We start from the raw sequence: 721 nt of genomic DNA on the forward strand, positions 1-721 counted from the left end.
CTGCCGGAATGGCCTTCCAACCGTGTTGACGAACTCCTGCCATGGAACGTAGCACTCACCAATAAATAAGCGTCAATACGGTGCTCCGTTGACGCTTACTTTTATTCAGCCAGATATCAACCTGATAAGTTCCTGGTAGTTGTGCGTATTTTTTTGAAAAACGTGACAGATCAGTTGTTTGCATACCACTTTTTGTAGTTTCCAGCATAATGGGGTCGAAATAATACTCTTCGGCGTTAGCGGTAGTGCAAAGCATGCCGCTGCCAGTGAGCACCATCGGCAAACAGCGTTTGATGATGAGCGCCAACTGTTTCGGTGTGCGTTTATGTCCCTGGTGGTGTCGTTGTGGCATTCCCTGATGACCTGTGTTTTTTATATTTGTTATTGCAGTGGACGAGTTTCTGTCCCGGAACTGCCGCCATAATCATTGATTGCAGCCCATTTCGGTAATGACTCCAACTTACTGATAGTGTTTTATGTTCAGATAATGCCCGATGACCTTGTCATGCAGCTCCACCGATTTTGAGAACGACAGTGACTTCCGTCCCAGCCTTGCCAGATGTTGTCTCAGATTCAGATTATGTCGCTCAATGCGCTGAGTGTAACGCTTGCTGATAACGTGCAGCTTTCCCTTCAGGCGTGATTCATACAGCGGCCAGCCATCCGTCATCCATACCACGACCTCAAAGGCCGACAGCAGGCTCAGAAGACGCTCCAGTGT

Annotated in this window: 2 protein-coding genes and 2 pseudogenes; 1 reads left to right on the plus strand and 3 read right to left on the minus strand. The window is 48.1% G+C overall.

Annotated features, from left to right (window positions below):
- Positions 1–69, plus strand: a 69-nt coding sequence (locus BHE85_RS28470) for a hypothetical protein (protein WP_369803596.1), incomplete at its 5' end; no start/stop codon positions are given.
- Between the two features lie 25 nt (positions 70–94).
- On the opposite strand, the pseudogene BHE85_RS17570 reads toward BHE85_RS28470, so the two are convergent.
- The 3 genes and pseudogenes from BHE85_RS17570 to BHE85_RS17580 all read right to left on the minus strand — a co-directional run.
- Positions 95–352, minus strand: a pseudogene (locus BHE85_RS17570) (FimD/PapC N-terminal domain-containing protein); the annotation flags it as partial.
- A 29-nt stretch (positions 353–381) separates the two neighbouring features.
- Positions 382–444, minus strand: a pseudogene (locus tag BHE85_RS27655) (hypothetical protein); the annotation flags it as partial.
- A gap of 16 nt (positions 445–460) precedes the next feature.
- On the minus strand, positions 461–721 hold a 261-nt coding region (locus tag BHE85_RS17580), incomplete at its 5' end, for an IS1 family transposase (RefSeq protein ID WP_000317683.1).

The sequence above is a fragment of the Shigella sp. FC1567 genome (assembly GCF_001743015.1).
Classification (GTDB): domain Bacteria; phylum Pseudomonadota; class Gammaproteobacteria; order Enterobacterales; family Enterobacteriaceae; genus Escherichia; species Escherichia coli.